Genomic DNA, 15,151 nt, shown 5'->3' with positions numbered 1-15,151 from the left:
ACAGATGAAAAAGTACTCCAAATCAAATAGTTGTAGTTTGTTTGATAGGAGCAAGCTCTGCTCCCACAGTGGTAGAGGGTTTTCAATCTCTTACCGATACCCCCGCGCCTGCAAATCAAACAGCTCGGCATAGCGGCCGCCCGCAGCCACCAGGCTGGCGTGATTGCCCCGCTCCAGTACCCTGCCCTTATCCAGCACCACGATATGATCGGCGTTACGCACACTGGAGAACCGGTGCGAAATCAACAGTGTCATGCGCCCTTTGGCGTACTCGCGGAAGTGATCAAATACCGCCGCTTCCGCCCCGGCATCCAGTGCAGCGGTCGGCTCGTCGAGAATCAGAATGTCTGCGTTGCGGCGCATGTATGCCCGGGACAAGGCGATCTTCTGCCACTGCCCGCCTGACAGCTCCTGCCCACCGGCAAACCACCGGCCCAGTTGCGTGGCATAGCCTTTGTCCAGGCGCTCGATGAACTCCGCTGCCATGCCCTGACTGGCTGCATCGCGCCAACGATTCTCTTCGCCGAACGCATCGATATCGCCAACTCCGAGGTTTTCTCCGACTACAAACTGGTAGCGAATGTAATCCTGAAAAATCACGCCAATGCGGCGTCGCAGTGCATCTTCGTTCCAGTCATTGAGGTCACTGCCGTCGAGCAGGATGCGCCCCTGATTGGGCCGATAAAGGCGGGTCAGCAATTTGATCAACGTCGTCTTGCCAGAGCCGTTTTCGCCAACCAGCGCCACACTGCGACCCGGGCCCAAATGCAGGTCGATGTTCTCCAGCGTTACGTGGCTGGAGCCGGGATAACTGAAGCTCACGCTTTCAAAACGCAGACCATCGCCTGGCAGCACACCCTCGGTGATATGGCCGGTTTCCACCGGTACCGGCTGCCCGAGGTATTCGTAGAGGTCAGCGAGGTACAAACCGTCTTCGTACAGTCCGCTGATTGCGCTAAGGCTGCTGCTGACGGCGCTTTGTCCCTGCTTGAACAGCACCAGGTACATGGTCATCTGCCCCAGGGTGATCTTCCCGTGCACCGCGTCGATCACAATCCACGCATAGGCCAGATAAAACGCGCTGGTGCCCAACAGTCCCAGCAGAAAGCCCCAGCCATCGCGGCGCAGGGTGAGCTTACGGTCTTCGGCATACAACCGCTGGAAGGTGTCGCGATAACGCTGCATCAGCAAGGGACCGAAGCCAAACAGCTTGACCTCCTTGATGTAGGTTTCGTGGGAAAGCAGCGTCTCGATGTAATTCTGCTGACGGCTTTCAGGGGCACGACGAGTGAACAACCGAAATGCATCGCCGGAGAAATGCGCCTCGGCAAAGAACACCGGCAAGGCACCGACCACCAGAATCAGCAGGGCCCACGGCGAAAAGTGCACCAGCAAAATGCCGAAGCTGACCAGGGAAATCAGGTTCTGGATCAGGCCCAGGGATTTGGTCACCAGCGCCAAAGGCCGGGTGGAAGCCTCGCGACGGACCCGCACCAGCTTGTCGTAAAACTCGGAGTCTTCGAACTGGATCAGAGACAGGGTCTGGGCTTTCTCAAGAATCAGCGTGTTGACCTTCTGCCCCAGCTGCACGCGCAACAGCGATTGCTGCACGGACAACGCGCGCTGAGTGCCAGCCAACAGGGCCAGTACGCCTGCTTCCAGCAACACGTAACGCAACACCGGCCACAATGGCGCATCCCCCGCCGCCGCATGCAATTGCATGGCAGCCACTACGGCATCGACTATGCGCTGGCCAAGCCAGGCAGCCAGAGCAGGCAGTACACCCGCCATCAAGGTGGCGACGATCAAGCCTAGCGACAAACCTCGGGACGTGGTCCAGACCAGTCCCATGGCACGGCGCGCCTGATCGAGAAAAGCGGTGAAACGACTGACAACGGGCATGCTTGGGGGGACTCTGAATGGCTGGATTGAAAACCTGCTGGTGGTGATTTGTAGAAGCTCACGAGCACCAAACAACATACAAACTACTGGATTGAAATCCATTTTGTGTAGGAGCTGCCGAAGGCTGCGAAGCATTTTTCCTGATACGCCGCGATCGCAGCCTTCGGCAGCTCCTACAGGTCCTGTGTTTGCTTCGCGACAGCTTGATTTCAGGTACATCGCGGCAGGTACAGACCATGTTAACGACTAAGCTCACATCATAAGCCCCGAGGACGTGCACCATGGAAGACACCTACAACCTGCAGCGTTTCGTCGATGCGCAAGACCCGGTATTCGAGCAGGTGCTCAAAGAGCTCAGCGCCGGCCGCAAACAAAGCCACTGGATGTGGTTCGTTTTCCCGCAAATTGCCGGACTGGGTCATAGCGAAATGGCCCGTCGGTATGCCATTACCTGCCTGGATGAAGCCCAGGCCTATCTCGCGCATCCACTCCTCGGAGCACGTCTGGAGCAATGCGCGAAAATCATCGAGCCACAGTTGCAACGGACGGCACGGCAGATATTCGGCTCCCCCGATGATCTGAAGCTCCACTCAAGCATGACTCTTTTCGCTATCGCTGGACCTCAACGCAAAGTGTTTCAAGCCGTACTCGACACCTTCTTTGATGGCACGCACGATGCCAACACTCAGGGAAAAATCAGCAATCGCAGTGATTGAACTATCAGAACGCCACTAGTGTCATAGCGCTATCACCCATGGAGCGCTTTATGGCAGTTAGCCGACACTTCGAGATCCGCTACAGGATCCACGGGCAAGTAAAACTGTTCGTACAAATTGATTCGCAAATGACTGACTCCGATGCCTGGTATTACGCCTGCCTGCACGCAGGTATCGGCGTATTGCACAATCAGTCTCCGCCCCCCGAAGAGATTATCCTGCTCAGGCATCACGCGGAACGCTCGGGATTGACCGACGTCAGTTGGCAGGAACAAACCTAACGTCCTGCCCGCTGCACGCATCGCTCGCGCCGATCATCAACCCGTTCGGCGAACCACGCGGTGGTCAGGTCGCGGGTGATCTTCGGACTCTGCAGCGTAATACCCGGCAGGATTGCCCTCGGCAACGGTTTGCCTGCGGCCTGCTCGGCGAGTTCGAAGACCCGCTCGTACACTTCAGTCTTCTGGAAATCCAGCGTATCGCCCTGCTTGAGCTGGCTGAAAATCGCCGAATTGCTCATATCCAGGCGCTTGCCCAGCGAGCGAATCGCCAACTCGGTGGCGCCGGGTGACGTGGAGTCGTATCGAATCAAGTCACCGTCCAGCGCCAGCTTGATGCCCGTTGCGCGGCTGACGGCACTCTGGAACGCCGCATTGCGACTGGCGTACCAACCGGCATTGAAATCGGCGAAGCGATAAAGCGACTGCGGATAATCAGCCGGGTAGCCGAGCAAATGGGCGATCCCGAAATACATGCCGCCACGTCGGCTGAATACTTCGCGGCGAATCGTGCCGTCAACCGGGTATGGATAACCCTTGGCCTGTTTCTCGGCGAAGGCGATGCTTACCTGCATAGGCCCGCCCGTATGTACCGGGTTCAGGCTGCCAAACAGCGTCTGCCCCAAAGGCACCATGCCAATGAAATCATCAAAGATCGCGCTGAGGTCCTTCTCGGTGCGTGCAGCCTCCAGTCGCGCGGCATAGGTTTTGCCGTCAGGCGAGCGGATTTTCAACGCACGGTTAATCAGCATCTGCGGAATGTGCAATCGGGCGGCGCGGCGATCTATTTCGCCCCGAGCGATTCTCGCCATCCCCGGTACGGCCGGATCAACTTGATAGGTGGATTCCTGTTCTGTAACTGCCAATACAGAACACAGGTTTTCCGTGCTGGGTTCCAGTTCCTGCGCGGCAAAGGCCGTCTGAATATCCGCAGCCCAGCCTTCCCGGTCCGGCGTTTTAGCGGGCATCAGACGCACAATCTGCGCACGGACTTGCCCCGGCGTCAGTTCCGGAGCCTGCTGAGTGCGTTGAGTGCCGCAAGCAGCCAGTAACAACCCGCCGAACGCGATCAGCAAGGGTTTGAGCACAGTAGAAAAGTCGAGCGAATACCCGAAAACCGGCAGCGATGATCGATTCAAAAGCATGCATCCCCTGGCACTGCTGAAAATTGGAATCAGCCCCATGGCCGCTGATTCGAATTCAATAGACCTGCGTAACAGCATGAATGCTCGGAGATTTCCTGAATAGCGATAAATCCGCGGTCAGAACACCGACCATTCGATGCGCGAACTGAGCTTTTCCAACGCGGCCATGCCAGCGAGAGAGTTGCCTGCCGCATTGAGCTCGGGGGACCAGACGCACACCGTGAAACGTCCAGGCACTACGGCCACGATACCTCCACCTACCCCGCTCTTGCCCGGCAAACCCACCCGGTAGGCAAAGTTGCCTGCCTCGTCATAAAGCCCGCTGGTGGCCATGATTGAGTTGAGTTGCTTGGTCTGTCGAGCACTGAGAATTTGCTCACCGCTGTGCACGCAATAGCCTTGATTGGCGAGGAAGCCAAAGGCGCGGGCCAGATCGACACAGCTCATGCTCAAGGCGCAGTGATGGAAGTAGCTGCGCAGGACCGCTTCAACTTCGCCGTGGAAGTTATCGAAGGACTTCATCAGGTAGGCCGCAGCTGCGTTTCGTGAACGGTGCTGATATTCGGACTCGGCGACTTTGGAGTCGGAAATGATCTCAGGGTTACCGCACAGACGACGCACGAAGTCACGCATCGACAACGCGGGTGCCGCGAAGCGTGACTGGTTGATATCACAGATCACCAACGCTCCGGCGTTGATGAAGGGATTGCGTGGCCGACCGCGCTCGAACTCCAGCTGCACCAGCGAATTGAACGGCTGACCGGAGGGCTCATGGCCCAACCGCTGCCAGATTTCCTCGCCGGAGTGACCGATGGCTTGAACCAGGCTGAAGACCTTGGAAATACTCTGGATAGAAAAGCGCGTCTCGGCATCGCCCGCGCAATACAGCTCACCGTCGTTGCCATATACGGCAATGCCCAATTGATTCGCAGGCACGTCGCCCAGCGCCGGAATGTAGTCGGCGACCTTGCCCGTTCCGATCAAGGGACGTACTTCATCGAGTATCTCGTTCAGCAACTTCTGCATGGATGCGCTCATTGTTTTTGGGACCGCATGCTAGACGATCAATCGGCGAAGCGCATCACACAGGTCACCTGTTGACTTGCAGGTTACGAGGCCAGCGATGGCGATCTGTCTGATACAACGCTATCGCGGCCTCGCGATGCTCGTGCGCTCCTACAGTTTGGGTCAGCTCAGAAATGCAAATGGCTGGGTACTACAGGATGCAGTTCAATCCGGTGGTTTCCTGGCTCAAGCCCCAGCATTCAATTCCCCACGCAGGGATTCCTGACTCAGTAGATCACGCCGCCAGGCGCGGTAGCCGTAGAACGCAAGTACCACAAACCCCGCATACAATCCGGCAGTCAGATCCAGATCGCGGTGCAGGTACATGCCGACATAGACGCAGTCGAGAACGATCCATAGCCACCAGCTCGCGACGTATTTGCGTGCTGCCCAAACGCTGGCGACCAGGCTGAAAGCTGTCAGCGATGCGTCCAGCCACGGAACGACGGCGTCGGTAAAGTGGGCCATCAGACTGCCGAGAAGCACGGCTGCCATCGCACCGACGATCAGGTTCAACACAGCCGTTTGCAGCGGCAGGCGCGCCACATGCACCTTGCCATTGTCCAGCCCGCCCTGACTCCAGCACCACCAGCCGTAGCCTTGAAGGAAGGCAAAAATCACCTGTAGCAACATGTCCGAGTAAAGCTTTGCGTCGTAGAAAATCCACGCATACAACAACACCGCCACCACACTCACCGGCCAGCACCAACGAATGCGCCGGGCGGTGAGCCACACACCGATGATGTTGATGAGCACCGCGATTATTTCCAGTGTTGACATGGTTTGCCCCTCGGCTTGCTGGCAAAAAGCACCAGCCTGGAAAGCATTAGCGTTGTTGTTATTGCTGGAGATCCAGCGCCTGTTGTTTTAGCTCGCGTTTGCGCGTCATCGGCAGATCTTCCTGATCACCGTACGGTGCGCTGTACCATTTGCCATAAGTCGGATTAGGCAGCAGGAACCAGCGCTGTCCCAACCAGGCCAGATACGGCGCAGCGGCCTTGCGTTGTGCCGCCAGGTTATTGCTGTCGGCCTGGATGAAATCACCAAATGAATCCCCTACCAGCATCAATACCCGTGCATGGCTGGCGACCCATTGGCGGCGGCAGGTCTTGCCATAGCCGTCCTTCTCACATCCACCAGTGGGCGTCGCCGCCGCCAGAACCTGCTGCGCATCGTCCACCGGAAAACCACGCAGGCGCAGGTTCTTCACTGTGGCCGCCACTTGTGAATGCTCCCGATTGGTCAGGTAATACACCTTGACGCCACGCTGAGCGGCGGCCTGCAGGAAACCCACCGCCCCCGGCAAATCCTGAGCTTTGGCCTCGTCCACCCAGACATTCCAGCGATCATAGGAATAAACCTGATCGTTGCGAATATCCCGCGCGTTAAGCGGAATGTTATCCAGCAGGGTTTCGTCGATATCAACGATCACCGCTGGCGGCAACCCGGTCAGGTTACGCGGTGCTTGCGGCAAGGCATCCCAGGTCGGATCGGCCAGTGCGACATCGAGTTGCCGCGTGGCGCTGTCGAACACCTGCCGGTAAATCAACTCGTGCTCGATGGACGTCTGCGTCCACAGCACGGCATCCAGTTGATCATTGGCGGGTGGCCGTTGCTGGCACCCGGCGAGTGCAGCGCACAGTACCAACGCGCCACTGATAAAGAACTTGCCCATGCTTGACCTCAGAAATTCACAGTGGCCGACACTCGCGCAGTACGCGGTGCGCCGGGGAACAGATAGCCGTCGCCCGCAGACTCGCCCACATCACGCCAGTAACGCTTATCGAACAGGTTGTCGACAGTCAGGCGCAGCACCGTGTCATAGCCCTCGACCTTGGTGCTGTAACGGCCGCCCATATCAAACACCGCATAGTCGTCGACCTTTACACTGCCTTGCCTGTTGGCGTACTTGCTACCGCTGTACTGCACACCACCTAACAAGGCCAGCCCGTTAAAACCGGGAATACTGTAATCACCGTGCAGGGCGGCACGCAGTTTGGGTACGTTGATCGCCTGATGATCGTCGTAGGCGTCGGTGCCGCTGCCAGTGACACGTGCCCGAATCGCGGCGACGCTGGCCGATACTTGCAGATTCGAAGTCACTCGACCATTGGCAGACAGTTCAAGCCCGGTATTTTTTTGCTTGCCTTGCTGCACGTAGGTCAAGGTCCCGTCGTCGTTGGGACGGTTGTACTGGTAGTCCTGAGTGATCTGGAACAGAGCGGCGGTCAGGCTCAAACGCTGCCAGTCGTGCTTGACCCCCGCCTCGATCTGCCGGGATGTGGTCGGTGGCAGAATCTCATCGGCGTTGGTGCTGAACCAGGACGCCTCTCCGCCCAGCGACAAGCCTTTGCTGTAGCTGATGTACAGCGCAGTGTCCGGACGCGGTTTGTAAATCAGTGCCGCCTGAGGCAGAAACTCCGCCCGTTGGGTATGCCGGGTGGTGGCGCCTGCCTCGTCATAGGTTTTTTCGTCAAGGCGAACTTGCCGCCCGCCAAGCACGGTTTGCCACTGCTCGTTAAAACTGATCCGGTCGGTGGCGAACAGGCCGTACTGACGGCTGTCGAGGTGACGGTAAGTGTGGCCCGCCGCCCCCGAAAATGGCTCGAAAGTATCCGGCGTGGTGCCGATTACCCCGCTGCCAATGAACTCGTTGAGTGCATCACGACGGTCCACCACACGGCGGAATGCTGTAGTTCCGAACGTGAGTTCATGCTTGAGAAATCCGCTGTCGAACTGCCCGCTGATTGCGGCCTGGGCTTCGTCATTGCGACGGGTATCATCAGGGCTGCGGTAGTCCGAGATATCGTATTCACCTTCCGGGCTGAAATAGTTCGCGACGTTCACGCCTGCGCAACTGGCCGAGCCATAACAGCCCCAGGCGAAGGTACTGTAATCATCGATTACCACACGGCTGCGGGAAGCGCTGAAACTGGCTTTCCATGAATCGTTGAAGCGGTACTCATAAAGCCCGTCCAGGTTCAGCGACTGGATACCCACCGGGTTGGACCAACTCTGGTAGCCCAGCAGATCACGGGGGTCAGGGTTATGCGGAACTCTGGTGCCGCCCAGCAACTGGTAACCCGGCACGGAACGCTGTTCGCGGTTCTGGTACTCGGCATTCAGTTGCAAAAGACTGTCTGGGCTGATGTTCCAGTCCACCGCCAGCGAGGCGAAATCACGTTTGCCGTCGGCGTGATCCACGTAAGAACGAATGTCTTCATGTGCCAGGTTGGTACGAATACCGAACTGCCGTTCGCTGCCGAACCAGCCACCCAGATCCGTAGCCAGGTAACGCTCACCCTGCTCATTGGTCGAGACAGTGACGGAACGTACATCTTCCGGACGCTTGCTCACGTAATTGACCACACCACCGGGCTCGGACACACCACTTTGCAAACCCGCAAGGCCCTTGAGCAATTCAACCTGCTGCTTGTTTTCCAGCGCGACGTTCTGCTCGCCGGTGATCGTCCGGCCGTTTATCTTGTAGCTGCTGGCAGAATTAAGGGCAAAACCGCGGACCACGAAATTCTCGTAGTAACCGACTGGCGCATAACTCTCGCCTACCGAAGCGTCGTTACGCAGCACTTCACTGAGCAGCCTGGCCTGCTGATTCTTGAGTCGTTGCTCGGTGATTACGCCAATCGACGCCGGTGTGTCCAGCAAAGGCGCTGGGCCAAAACCGCCCACCGCAGCCTCAATGGCCTGATAGCCAGCGTCTTGCTCGCCGTTGACCGTGATCGCGTCCAGCAGCACGCCAGTATTTGCGGCGCTCCCGTCTTCTGCCCACGCCGCACCCGCCAGCCAACCATTGCCCACGCCACAGGCCATCAACACCCCAATTCTCAACAGATTTGGCGAAAACCTCGGCGCGGGTGACTCAGACATTCGATAAGACATAACCATGAAAGCTCCTTTGTGGGCGCTGTATACCGACGCTTTATGCCGGACGCAAGCGCGAGGCCTGCAAACAGTGCGTTACAACTGGATTTTTCAAGGAGAGAAGACGTCAGGCAGGAGGAATGCGATCGGTAGGAGCCTGGCTTCATGCAGGTGATATGCAAACACAATTTCCGTGGGTGCTGCCCCGGTGTCCATGGCGCCGCGCTGTATCGCGGCAAACATAGGACCTGTAGGAGCTGCCGAAGGCTGCGAAGCATTCATCCTGACACACCGCGATCGCAGCCTTCGGCAGCTCCTACAGAAAACGCATTTCAATCCACTAGATTACATGTTGCTTTATTAGAGCGAATTCATTCGCGAAGGGCCGGTACATTCCCAACTTGGGTATTGTCCCGAATGAAAGCGGTCCCCCGGGTCCAACATAAGCCTGAAATCATGACCAACCTGTATGCGGTGCTTGCCCGCAATACAGGCGCTGGAAAGCTATCGTCAAACCCGCGATTGACGCCCAATAAACGGATGACTTGGATCGTTATAGCCCGGGGTCGAAGAATGCCCGGTGACCACCAGTTCATTCACGAACGCCTCGTCTTCGGCCGTGAACCCGTAGTTCAGCGCGGGCACGTAGTCATTCCACTGTTCTTCGGTACGCGGGCCTGCAATGGCTGACGTCACCAGCTTATTGTTGAGCACCCAGGCCAACGCGAATTGACCCGACGTAATACCCCGTGCTGCGGCGTGGTCCTTGACTCGCTGAGCCAGATCCAGCGACTCGGCACGCCATTCGGTCTGTTGCAGACGCGGGTCGTTGCGTCCGGCCCGGGTACCTTCGGCCGGTGGCTGGCCCGGATCGTACTTGGCGGTCAATACCCCACGGGCCAGCGGGCTGTAAGACACCACGCCAATTCCGTAGTACTCGGCAGCAGGCAAGTGTTCGACTTCAATCTGACGGTTAGCCAGGTTGTACAACGGCTGAGTGGCAGCAGGACGCTCGATGCCCAAAAGATCAGCAGTACGGCTGAACTCTGCGAGCTTCCAGCCACGGTGGTTCGACAAGCCATAAGATCGGATCTTGCCCGCCCGGATCAGATCCGACAGCGCACGCAGGGTTTCTTCCACCGGCACGCTGTCGTCCTCGCGATGCAGATAAAGCAAGTCGATGTAATCGGTGTTCAAACGCTTGAGGCTGGATTCCACAGACTGAATGATGCTGGGCCGCGATGCGCCACGATCATTGGGTGCCCGGCCACCGGGATTAGGGTTACCAAACTTGGTAGCCAGAACCCAGTGCGAACGACGCTCCGCGATCAATCGGCCGACCACTTCCTCGGATACTCCGCCGTTGTAGTTATTGGCGGTGTCGATGAAATTGATGCCCTGTTCAAAGGCCTTGTCGACAATCCGCTTTGCGACCGCATCATCGGTCTGCTCACCGAACATCATGGTGCCCAGGGTAAGTGGCGAGACCCTGACACCATTACGGCCAAGGTTGCGGTATTCGATAGCGCTCATGGGTGCTCCAGAAATGGGTTGATGACTTCGGCGTTGAGTTGGCTCGCCCTGCAAGATACTCCTGAAACAAATGCATGGGGATGCCAATCGCAGCCTTCGGCAGCTCCTACAGATTCAATGTTCGCCGCGAGACAGCGCGGTGTCGGGGGCGCACAGCGAGCTCATACAGAAAATGTATTTCCAGTTCAAAGGGTTAGATTTTGCGAGGAGAACTTCAGTCAACATCAAGCTCTTGCAGCCACTGAAGGCTGAGCCTTGTGCAGATTGAACAACGTCACAGCAGGATCGCGGCGGTATTCACTTGGCGTGAGCTGCATCTCATGACGGAAATGCCGGTTGAAGTTGGACAGGTTGCTGTAACCCACTTCGAAGCAGACATCGGCCACTGACATTGGCGTCTGCACCAGCAATCGGCAGGCCCGTTGAATTCTCAGTTTGCGCATCAGGTCGATGAAGCCATGGCCCGTAACGCGTTTGAAAAAGCGTGAAAAACCCGGCTCGCTCATGTGCAAGCGATCAGCAATGACTGAAACCCGGATATCGCCCGTCAGCTCGGCCTGCAAGTATTCAAAGGCTTTGTGAATACGCTCGGCACTTTTTGCATCCAGGGTAGGCGCATAACACGCGCTGGCCAGAAGCTTCGTGTGAGTCGGCGGCGCATTGAGCAGCACGCCCAGCAACTGCAGAAACAACACCAGGCGCTGTAATCCCTGCGCAGGTCCAATGGCTTCGAGTAACCGGGCGGCTTCGATGGCCGTCCCGCCAGTGAACTCAATGCCCCGTCTGGCCCGCTCGAACAGGGACTGTAAATGGCCAAGTTCGGGCAACAACTGGCGCAGTTTCAACAATGATCCACCGTCGAATTGCAGGACCACATCCCGCCCTTGCAAATATTCGTGCGGTGCCAGGTCCCCCATCCAGTCATGAGGCAAATCCGGACCGATCAGAGCAACGTGCCCGGCGCTGAACGCGCCGATATAGTCACCCGCCACCAGTTTGCCGCTGCCACGACGGATGAGATGAATTTCAAACTCAGGATGGTGATTCCAGCGTGCGAGTGAGTAAGGATAATCGTGTTCATACCAGCGAAAGCTCTGCTCAGGCTGCGGCAGAATAATCTCCAGTTCAGCCGGTGAGTGCTCAAAAAGACTCGTGAGACTTTCAGCCATGATCCGCTCCTTTTTATTGTCATTGTGAGCTTGGTGATAACACGCACCATACGCCCGTCACGATCCCCTGCTCCACCTCAAACGGACCGGCGACTGATACTTTTTTAACCCTGAGATGATTCGACTGTCACGGTTAAAAAAGTATCAACACGCCGTCCCCATTGCGTTTGCCGGGGATTCTGGCAACTGCTGTAATCGGCCCGTAGCCTCCTGCTGATCCGGATGTGATCAGTGAGGGCATAAAACAACAATAAGAATTCCGCGCCACAGGCGTGGAGTGGAGAGCATCATGCAAATGATCCCGAAAGCGCTCCTTCTGTCCGCTGGTCTGGCGTTTGTCGCGTCCAGCCAGGCCGCCGAAACCATCACCATCGCCACCGTCAATAACAGCGACATGATCCGCATGCAGCGGCTGTCGAAAGTCTTTGAGGAGCAGCACCCCGACCTCAAACTCAATTGGGTAGTGCTGGAAGAAAACGTCCTGCGCCAACGGCTGACCACGGACATTGCCACTCAGGGTGGCCAGTTTGATGTATTGACCATCGGTACTTATGAAACGCCGCTTTGGGGCGCCAAAAACTGGCTCGAACCCATGAAGGACTTACCATCTGACTACGATCTGGAAGATATCTTTCCCTCGGTGCGCCAAGGCCTATCAGTTGATAACACGCTTTACGCCCTGCCCTTTTATGGCGAAAGCACAGTGACTTATTACCGCACTGATCTGTTCAAGCAGGCCGGCTTGAGCATGCCGGAACATCCGACCTGGACCCAGCTCGGCGAATTTGCAGCAAAACTTCATCACCCTGATAAAGAACAGTACGGCATGTGCCTGCGCGGTAAATCCGGCTGGGGCGAAAACATGGCACTGCTGACCACCATGGCCAACAGCTTCGGTGCGCGCTGGTTCGATGAGCAGTGGCAACCTGAACTGACAGGGCCCGAGTGGGCAGCGGCCGCCAATTATTACGTCAATACGCTCAAGAACTATGGCCCGCCCGGTGTTTCAAGCAACGGCTTCAATGAAACGCTGGCCTTGTTCAACAGCGGCAAATGCGCGATTTGGGTAGATGCGAGCGTCGCGGGCTCCTTCACGACTGACAAAGAACAAAGTCGGGTGGTGGACAGCGTCGGCTTTGCCCCGGCCCCGGTTGAAGTCACTGACAAGGGTTCTTCGTGGCTGTATGCGTGGTCACTGGCGATCCCTGCGACCTCCAGACATAAAGACGCGGCCAAAGCCTTCATCACCTGGGCGACCTCCAGAGAATACATTCAATTGGTCGCGAAGAAGGATGGCATCACCAACATACCGCCAGGTACTCGCACCTCCACTTACAGTGAGGCTTATCTGCAAGCCGCACCGTTCGCCAAAGTCACGCTGCAAATGATGCAGAACGCTGACCCCGCCCACCCGTCGGCAAAGCCAGTGCCTTACGTGGGCATTCAATACGTGACCATTCCAGAGTTCCAGGCCATTGGCACATCAGTGGGCAAGCTTTTCGCCGCTGCACTCACCGGGCAGACCTCCGTTGCACAAGCGCTGGATGCCGCACAAAAAGTCACCATCAGGGAAATGAAACGCGCGGGCTATCCGAAAAAATAACTCACGCTATAGCTCTCGAAATGACCTGAACTTTGTACTTTTGAAGGATGGATTGACATGAAACGACTTGAAGGTAAAAGCGCCCTGATCACGGGGTCTGCACGAGGCATCGGCCGGGCATTCGCCGAGGCCTATATTCGCGAAGGAGCAACGGTCGCCATCGCCGACATCGACCTTGAACGGGCACGCGCGACTGCTGATGAATTAGGCAAACAGGCCTACGCAGTAAAGATCGACGTCACTGCGCAAGCTTCCATTGATAACGCCATTGCCGAAGTGGTCGGAAAAACCGGAAAGCTGGATATCCTGATCAACAATGCGGCACTGTTCGACCTGGCCCCGATCACTGACATAACCCGTGAAAGCTACGACCGCCTGTTCGCCATCAACGTGGCAGGCACGCTGTTCACCTTGCAGGCAGCAGCCCGACAAATGATCAGTCAGGGAACCGGCGGCAAGATCATCAACATGGCGAGCCAGGCAGGACGACGCGGTGAAGCGCTGGTCGGTGTCTATTGCGCCACCAAGGCGGCGGTAATAAGCCTCACACAATCGGCGGGGCTAAACCTCATCAAACACCGAATCAACGTCAACGCCATTGCCCCCGGCGTCGTCGACGGTGAGCATTGGGACGGCGTCGATGCACTGTTCGCCAAACATGAGAATCGCCCGCTGGGAGAAAAGAAAAAACTCGTTGGCCAGGAGGTTCCTTATGGCCGCATGGGCACCGCCGATGACCTGACCGGCATGGCGATATTCCTTGCCTCGCAGGAAAGCGACTACATCGTGGCCCAGACCTATAACGTCGATGGGGGTAACTGGATGAGTTGACTGGCACCTGCCCGTGTGACGGCGCCACGGATGAGCGACGCACGTAGGAAGATATCAACGTGCGTAAACCACCTGATCGCGATCGACGGACTCAGGTGAACCTGGGTGTTGGTCAACCAGCCCCAGCCTCGGCACAATACTGCCTCGCTGCAGAAAGGCCCCCGGCGCCACCACAGCATTGGCACCAATCCTCGTACCATCACCCACCAGCGCGCCAAATTTTGCGACGCCGGTTTCAATGATCGTATCGCCGTACAGAATCCGGATATCGGCCCCGGCAAATTCATTGCGATAGTTGGCGATAACCGCGCCGGCCTCGATGTTCACGTCGTGACCCAATAATGAGTCGCCCACAAAATTGAAGTGGGCCAGCTTGCTGCGGTCGAGCATGAAGCTGCTCTTCAATTCGCAGCTGGGACCGACAATACAATCGCTGCCAAGGAACACGCCGCCACGTAAATAGGCACCTGCGGCGATAAAACAGTCAGGCCCGATCACGATCGCCCCTTTGAGTACGGCGCCGTCTTCGACCTGCGCCGTTTTATGGATAGCGATATCGCCCTGACGCTGATAATCGGGCCCAAGCTTAGCCAGGATGGTGCGTACAAAATTTTCGCACTGCTGCGTGATCTGCCAGGGTGAGCGGGCTTGCGCATCAAGACCTAGCGCCTCCCAGTGCGAGATGAATTCTGAAATCGATATCCCGTGCATTCAGACTTCCTTTGAAAAGTGAGTAGAACGTTGCCGATTGCGGGCAGCAGGTTCACTGAATGGTTGCACATGTTTGATCATCGGGAAGACAGCATTTGTGCCATGTTGGAGCGAGGCTTGCCCGCGAATCGCCCTACTCGGTGAATCAGATACGACGAGTCGGGGTCCTTCGCGGGCAAGCCTCGCTCCAACAGAGTGCTTTGCGTCTGCACCCGCGAAAAGCATTACCCGGCAAAAAAACAAAATTGCCGTGTGCTTCTTTCGTTCTTTCATACGTCGCAAGCTTCATTGCCTGTTTTCTATGTCTGGAGCCCCC

Annotated in this window: 13 protein-coding genes; 4 read left to right on the top strand and 9 right to left on the bottom strand. The window is 57.1% G+C overall.

Features of this window, described 5'->3' with window-relative positions; all coding sequences use genetic code 11:
- Positions 1-90 precede the first annotated feature (90 nt).
- Positions 91-1,902 carry an ABC transporter ATP-binding protein gene (locus AO242_RS07885; protein WP_099268279.1) on the bottom strand — a complete coding sequence of 604 codons (1,812 nt, stop codon included), beginning with the start codon at positions 1,900-1,902 and terminating at the stop codon, positions 91-93.
- Positions 1,903-2,183: 281 nt separating this feature from the next.
- Between AO242_RS07885 and AO242_RS07880 the strand changes: the two genes are divergently transcribed.
- The gene (locus AO242_RS07880) at positions 2,184-2,618 is read left to right on the top strand and encodes a DUF1810 domain-containing protein (RefSeq protein WP_099268278.1); all 435 of its coding nucleotides are present in this window, start codon (positions 2,184-2,186) and stop codon (positions 2,616-2,618) included.
- A 50-nt stretch (positions 2,619-2,668) separates the two neighbouring features.
- Positions 2,669-2,899, top strand: a complete 231-nt coding sequence (locus tag AO242_RS07875) for a DUF6555 family protein (protein ID WP_231677404.1) — start codon at positions 2,669-2,671, stop codon at positions 2,897-2,899.
- Here the strand turns inward: AO242_RS07875 and AO242_RS07870 are convergent.
- The 7 genes from AO242_RS07870 to AO242_RS07840 all read right to left on the bottom strand — a co-directional run bounded on the left by AO242_RS07870 (position 2,896) and on the right by AO242_RS07840 (position 11,690).
- Positions 2,896-4,041 (bottom strand): DUF1615 domain-containing protein, encoded by a 1,146-nt coding sequence (locus AO242_RS07870; protein WP_164706156.1) that lies wholly within the window; start codon positions 4,039-4,041, stop codon positions 2,896-2,898. The genes AO242_RS07875 and AO242_RS07870 overlap by 4 nt on opposite strands.
- Before the next feature lie 117 nt (positions 4,042-4,158).
- On the bottom strand, positions 4,159-5,067 hold the full coding sequence (gene glsB / locus AO242_RS07865; protein WP_027899344.1) for a glutaminase B: 909 nt from the start codon (positions 5,065-5,067) through the stop codon (positions 4,159-4,161).
- Positions 5,068-5,292: 225 nt separating this feature from the next.
- Positions 5,293-5,886 (bottom strand): nicotinamide riboside transporter PnuC, encoded by a 594-nt coding sequence (gene pnuC / locus AO242_RS07860; protein ID WP_099268276.1) that lies wholly within the window; start codon positions 5,884-5,886, stop codon positions 5,293-5,295.
- Between the two features lie 58 nt (positions 5,887-5,944).
- A complete protein-coding gene (locus AO242_RS07855; RefSeq protein WP_027899346.1) occupies positions 5,945-6,781 on the bottom strand; it encodes a 5'-nucleotidase, lipoprotein e(P4) family in 837 nt (278 codons plus the stop codon).
- 8 nt (positions 6,782-6,789) lie between these two features.
- Positions 6,790-9,012 (bottom strand): TonB-dependent siderophore receptor, encoded by a 2,223-nt coding sequence (locus tag AO242_RS07850; protein WP_099268275.1) that lies wholly within the window; start codon positions 9,010-9,012, stop codon positions 6,790-6,792.
- A 486-nt stretch (positions 9,013-9,498) separates the two neighbouring features.
- Positions 9,499-10,521 carry an aldo/keto reductase gene (locus AO242_RS07845; RefSeq protein ID WP_176560586.1) on the bottom strand — a complete coding sequence of 341 codons (1,023 nt, stop codon included), beginning with the start codon at positions 10,519-10,521 and terminating at the stop codon, positions 9,499-9,501.
- Positions 10,522-10,745: 224 nt separating this feature from the next.
- On the bottom strand, positions 10,746-11,690 hold the full coding sequence (locus tag AO242_RS07840) for a helix-turn-helix domain-containing protein (protein WP_099268274.1): 945 nt from the start codon (positions 11,688-11,690) through the stop codon (positions 10,746-10,748).
- Between the two features lie 289 nt (positions 11,691-11,979).
- Between AO242_RS07840 and AO242_RS07835 the strand changes: the two genes are divergently transcribed.
- Positions 11,980-13,293: an ABC transporter substrate-binding protein gene (locus AO242_RS07835; protein WP_099268273.1), complete on the top strand. Its 1,314-nt coding sequence runs from the start codon at positions 11,980-11,982 to the stop codon at positions 13,291-13,293.
- Between the two features lie 57 nt (positions 13,294-13,350).
- On the top strand, positions 13,351-14,124 hold the full coding sequence (locus tag AO242_RS07830) for an L-iditol 2-dehydrogenase (protein ID WP_099268272.1): 774 nt from the start codon (positions 13,351-13,353) through the stop codon (positions 14,122-14,124).
- A 54-nt stretch (positions 14,125-14,178) separates the two neighbouring features.
- Here the strand turns inward: AO242_RS07830 and AO242_RS07825 are convergent, their stop codons facing one another.
- On the bottom strand, positions 14,179-14,835 hold the full coding sequence (locus tag AO242_RS07825; protein WP_099268271.1) for a transferase: 657 nt from the start codon (positions 14,833-14,835) through the stop codon (positions 14,179-14,181).
- Between the last annotated feature and the right edge of the window lie 316 nt (positions 14,836-15,151).

Source organism: Pseudomonas sp. ICMP 561 (assembly GCF_002699985.1).
GTDB lineage: Bacteria > Pseudomonadota > Gammaproteobacteria > Pseudomonadales > Pseudomonadaceae > Aquipseudomonas > Aquipseudomonas quasicaspiana.
The sequence above is the reverse complement of the archived record's forward strand: the minus strand, read 5'-3'. Positions and strand labels throughout refer to the sequence as shown.

What these genes read in the sequence shown, in the direction of transcription:
- AO242_RS07885 (WP_099268279.1), bottom strand. Translation starts at nt 1,902, where the DNA reads ATGCCCGTTGTCAGTCGTTTCACCGCTTTTCTCGATCAGGCGCGCCGT.
- AO242_RS07880 (WP_099268278.1), top strand. Translation starts at nt 2,184, where the DNA reads ATGGAAGACACCTACAACCTGCAGCGTTTCGTCGATGCGCAAGACCCG.
- AO242_RS07875 (WP_231677404.1), top strand. Translation starts at nt 2,669, where the DNA reads ATGGCAGTTAGCCGACACTTCGAGATCCGCTACAGGATCCACGGGCAA.
- AO242_RS07870 (WP_164706156.1), bottom strand. Translation starts at nt 4,041, where the DNA reads ATGCTTTTGAATCGATCATCGCTGCCGGTTTTCGGGTATTCGCTCGAC.
- glsB (WP_027899344.1), bottom strand. Translation starts at nt 5,067, where the DNA reads ATGCAGAAGTTGCTGAACGAGATACTCGATGAAGTACGTCCCTTGATC.
- pnuC (WP_099268276.1), bottom strand. Translation starts at nt 5,886, where the DNA reads ATGTCAACACTGGAAATAATCGCGGTGCTCATCAACATCATCGGTGTG.
- AO242_RS07855 (WP_027899346.1), bottom strand. Translation starts at nt 6,781, where the DNA reads ATGGGCAAGTTCTTTATCAGTGGCGCGTTGGTACTGTGCGCTGCACTC.
- AO242_RS07850 (WP_099268275.1), bottom strand. Translation starts at nt 9,012, where the DNA reads ATGGTTATGTCTTATCGAATGTCTGAGTCACCCGCGCCGAGGTTTTCG.
- AO242_RS07845 (WP_176560586.1), bottom strand. Translation starts at nt 10,521, where the DNA reads ATGAGCGCTATCGAATACCGCAACCTTGGCCGTAATGGTGTCAGGGTC.
- AO242_RS07840 (WP_099268274.1), bottom strand. Translation starts at nt 11,690, where the DNA reads ATGGCTGAAAGTCTCACGAGTCTTTTTGAGCACTCACCGGCTGAACTG.
- AO242_RS07835 (WP_099268273.1), top strand. Translation starts at nt 11,980, where the DNA reads ATGCAAATGATCCCGAAAGCGCTCCTTCTGTCCGCTGGTCTGGCGTTT.
- AO242_RS07830 (WP_099268272.1), top strand. Translation starts at nt 13,351, where the DNA reads ATGAAACGACTTGAAGGTAAAAGCGCCCTGATCACGGGGTCTGCACGA.
- AO242_RS07825 (WP_099268271.1), bottom strand. Translation starts at nt 14,835, where the DNA reads ATGCACGGGATATCGATTTCAGAATTCATCTCGCACTGGGAGGCGCTA.